This is a genomic window from Pedomonas sp. V897, from assembly GCF_051304405.1.
GTDB lineage: Bacteria > Pseudomonadota > Alphaproteobacteria > Sphingomonadales > Sphingomonadaceae > Pedomonas.
Genome location: NZ_JBPPGG010000003.1, coordinates 398,973 through 403,087, shown reverse-complemented (window position 1 = coordinate 403,087; position 4,115 = coordinate 398,973). Strand labels below are relative to the sequence as shown.

3 protein-coding genes are annotated in these 4,115 nt (G+C 55.2%); all 3 read right to left on the bottom strand.

Annotation, left to right across the window (positions count from 1 at the left end; all coding sequences use genetic code 11):
- Positions 1–149: 149 nt before the first annotated feature.
- Positions 150–1,811 (bottom strand): recombinase family protein, encoded by a 1,662-nt coding sequence (locus tag ACSJJU_RS10715; protein WP_435915427.1) that lies wholly within the window; start codon positions 1,809–1,811, stop codon positions 150–152.
- Between the two features lie 182 nt (positions 1,812–1,993).
- Positions 1,994–3,445 carry a hypothetical protein gene (locus ACSJJU_RS10710; RefSeq protein WP_435915426.1) on the bottom strand — a complete coding sequence of 484 codons (1,452 nt, stop codon included), beginning with the start codon at positions 3,443–3,445 and terminating at the stop codon, positions 1,994–1,996.
- A 327-nt stretch (positions 3,446–3,772) separates the two neighbouring features.
- Positions 3,773–3,937: a helix-turn-helix transcriptional regulator gene (locus ACSJJU_RS10705; RefSeq protein WP_435915442.1), complete on the bottom strand. Its 165-nt coding sequence runs from the start codon at positions 3,935–3,937 to the stop codon at positions 3,773–3,775.
- Positions 3,938–4,115 lie beyond the last annotated feature (178 nt).

The following is a 4,115-nucleotide window of genomic DNA, read 5'->3' as shown; positions in this document are numbered from 1 at the left end:
GTAGCTCGTCAGGCTCATAACCTGAAGGTCGTCGGTTCAAATCCGGCCCCCGCAACCAAAACGATAAAAGCCAGCCCCAAGGGCTGGCTTTTGGCGTTTTTGGGCGTGAGGGCTCGGTGAATGAGCCAACCGGTTCGGACCAAGGCGCGTCAGCGCCGAAGGTCAACGCGAGCAAAGCGAGCGGTAAATCCGGCCCCCGCAACCACCGATACAGAACAGCCTCGGCCCAAAAAGCCGGGGCTGTTTTCGTTTGCAGCTAAGTCAATTAAACGGCCGAGTTCGCTTGCTACCTCGGCTTCCGGCTGGTCCGACGGGTAGATGGTCACGCTGTGGATGATCTGGCGAATGATGGCGGTTGCCTGTGGGCGAATGGCCTCATCTTCCAGCGAGCGGGTGAGGTTGGCCACTTTTTCGCGATAGAGGCGGGCCAGCGTGGTGCTGTCCGGCATTGTGGGAGTTAGTACAGGCGCAGGGCTGGTTGCCTGCTGCTGCAATTGGGCGAGTTCGGCTTCCTTTTCTTCCAACATGTGCGCAAGCCGTGGGCTTACGACGCCTTGGGCGAAGTTTGCCAAAAGGTTGCTGATCTGGCGCTCCAGAACGTCGATTTGTGCGATCGTCGATGCGTGGAGCAGATCTTGGGTTCGGGTCAGACGCGCCGCTTCCCTTCGGTATTCTTCGACAAAGAGGTCGATTTGGGCAGGGCTCAGGAGGCTGGACTGCAACGTCGAAAGCACTGCCTGCTCAATGACCGGACGACGGACTGAAAGGGTATTATGGCAGGTGCCACGTTCCTTGGTGGAGGCGCACTTGTAATAGTCACGGCCGGCGACGACGTAGTTGGCACCGCAGACGCTGCATTTGATGAGGCCCGAGAGCAGGTGCTTGGGCCGACGCTTTTCAGCCAAGACTGTGCGTGGCTTTTGACGCGCCTTCAGTTGATCCTGTACGGCGTCCCAGAGGGTTTGATCGAAGATCCTCAGGTCAGGCACGTCGATCTCAACCCATTCGGATGGATCACGGAGCCGATAGCGACGCTCCCGCTGTTCGGATTCCGGATTGCGGCGCCATTGCCGCCGGTTCCAGACGAGGCGGCCAACATAGAGGGGGTTATTGAGGATACCGACCGCCTTCTTTGGGGCACCTCGGATCGTGCTCGCATTCCATTGACCACCCCTTGGCCCCGGTATTCCGGCCATGTTCAGCTTCTTCGCGATCTGGATGGCAGACATGCCGGCCGAGAAGTCCGCAAAGATCTGCTCCACAATGTCAGCCTGCTCAGGGGAAATCTCGAGAAGGCCCTTGATCCGCTGGCCGCGGGTGTCGACCTTGTCGACAAGGCGATACCCGTAGGCTCGCCCCCCGGCAAACCGTCCGGCAAGGACAGCTGCTTCCATGCCGCGGACAGTTTTCTTCTGGAGGTTCGAGAGAAACAGGGAGCCAAGCAAGCTGGCAACCCCGATCTTGATCTCATCGATTTCGTTCTCCGCAACGGTGTGGATGCGGACCTGATGATAGGTGAGCTTCTTGGCAAGCCAGGCAATGTCCTCGGAATCGCGAGCCAGCCGGTCGAGCGATTCAGCCACAATGATGTCTAGCTGGCCGCGCTCGACTGCTGTCAGCATGCGCTGGAGGCCGAGGCGGTTGCGCCGGTATCCAGACACCTCGGCATCCAAAAAGGTATCAACGACAGTGCCACCGAGGTAATCGATCAACTTCTGGCAGGCTTCGACCTGATCCTGACTGCTCGATGGGTTTTGTTTGTCGGATGAATGGCGGCCATAAACGGCGATGCGGGGAGGTGATAGCTTCATGAGTGGGGTTCCGGAGCTTGGCGGGCGGGCGCACTAACATGGCGGTGCTTGGCCACTGCTTCAAGGGCAGCCTGGCGCGCCAGGAGGCGCACCAGGTTGGCAATGGGCGTTGAGCCACCGGCAATTGCAGGTAGTTCGGTTGCAGAAGTGTTGGATGTGTTCTTCATCCAACAGTTTCTGCGTCAGGTTGCGATACTCATGGGTGGAACCTGAAATGGGAATGTCGCCGGGTATCGGTTAAACCAATGAGCTACCTCGAACCCGAGGCAGGATTGAAGATTCTGGAAGATGAGGGGATCCTGTATCTTCTCCAACATGCTGTGAACAGGCCCAGCACTGCTGTTGTTTGTAGAATTGATCCCGCCATCGGCCGTGCGTTCCACTCCAATCATCGCGGCATGTTTGTCAGGAATGGTTTCTGCCCGGAGTAATGTGGTCATGAAGTAAAGTTGCTTCAGGCCATAATTACGGAATTTTATTCTACCCTTCGGTTGTAGTTCTCCAGGTTGAAACAATATCCTGTCGATGGAGGCAAATTCTTCTAGCAAATTGCGAGCGATGCTGGCGGTTGCTTCCGAAGGGCTGACTTGCAAGCGTAGTTCGCTAAATGTCTTTGCGGTGAAGCCCGCAAGTCTCATGTGTCCTCGCCGGAGTTGGCGGAGTGGCTTGGCAGAGTCCGCGAGGCGTAACACCTTCTGGGTGAAGTCGGCATCTGGGGTCCGCTGCTCGGGTGGCAACTTATCGAAGGCGTTCCTGCAAATCTGCCAAGTTGCCATTCCGAACTTTGGCTTATCGCCGGTTTGTTTGGCATCGTCGGAAAGAATGCCTTCCTTGATCAGGTAGGCGACAATCTGGTCGTCAGTCATCCCGTTTACGGCACCCGCCTCCAGAATTCTGGCTAGCTTCTGGAGGATAAGCGCAGGGGAGACGATTCCGGAAGTGAGGGTGTGGCCGACGTATTTCCATTCGTTTTCGCCGCTGAATGCTGACCCCCAAGGTTGTCGGGAATGGGCACGGACGATTCCGGTTTGGTGATGGGCAACCAGAACAGCAAGGTACCTTGCATGGTTACGTACGGTGTTCCTCAGGACATCGGGGCGGAGACCGGACTTTTTGTTACTCCGTAAGGAATGCAAGACTTTCGAAAAACTTCCTGTGATGACATGCTGATATATCTTGTTCTCGTTCCGTAAAGACGCTTCCCGCAGGTCGTTTAATGCCAAGGCATGATCAAAGGAGTGGGAGATGCTTGCTTCGCCGAGGAGTTGTTCGACGACCTGTGCCTTTCCCGAGGGGGAAATAATCTTCGAGACCAGATCGTCATGATCGGTAAATTCGGGGATCAAATCCTTAATACAGGGAGCACCGCGTGGAAAATAGGAGCGAAGATCCTCTTGTATCAACTTGAGAGCTGGCCCCGGAATGCGGATTACCCCGTATTTCTGAAAATAGTAAAACATCTCCATCATGTAGCGCTCGGGGATGGGCAACATATTGAGTGCGGCGCAAACAGCATAGGCTTGTTGCCAGCTGCTCAGACCGATCTCGAGATCCCCTCTCTTGGTATCCCCAAGATTCCGCAGTTCAATTTGCGACAATTTTCCTAAATAACGGAGATTTGGATCGTTAAACACGACGTCTCAACTTCAAACAAGATTTCGCAGGGCCGCTGCTTAGCGCGGCAGGTTGGGAGTGCCCCATTATCAGGGGCAAACAGCGAGGAAGAGAAAAGACTGCGCTTCCAACCTCTGCAGGGGCATCTAAGCATGCCGTTGTATTTTAGTATCTTCGCCCGTGCAGTCCAAACCAAACGGGATGCCAAAATAACAGGTCGATTAGATCTGTCTATTTCAATTTTGCACATCAAGCATAAACAGTTACCGATGTGGCCGTCTTAAATGTTTGTTTAACGCTTCTTTAACTTATCTTTAATGGGGCGAAACAGACAGGTTTCTGCTGTTTCACTCGTCGAGTTGCGCCCACTGTCTAATATCAGAAATACGCCAGTACCAGGCTTCGCCGCGTTTCCGGCCCCAAGCTGGGCGTGGGAATTGACCAGTCTTGGTTTTGCGCCACAGGGTGGTACGGCTCCAACCAGTCAAACGCAGCACTTCTCCAAGACGCACACGGCCCAAACCATCCGTCCTGATATTGTGGATTGTCACGCTGGGCCGTCCTTCTGTTGCTAAAGGACAGCCCAGATATCAGGGGGAAGAAGGTGGCTGGGTGGAACCTGAATTGGGACGCGGGGGGCCAAAGAGGGAGGACGAGTTCCCTACGGTCCGGCTCAACAAAAATTTCGAA

Excerpts from the sequence above, each read along its gene's own strand:
- ACSJJU_RS10715 (WP_435915427.1), bottom strand. The coding sequence starts at position 1,811 with ATGAAGCTATCACCTCCCCGCATCGCCGTTTATGGCCGCCATTCATCC.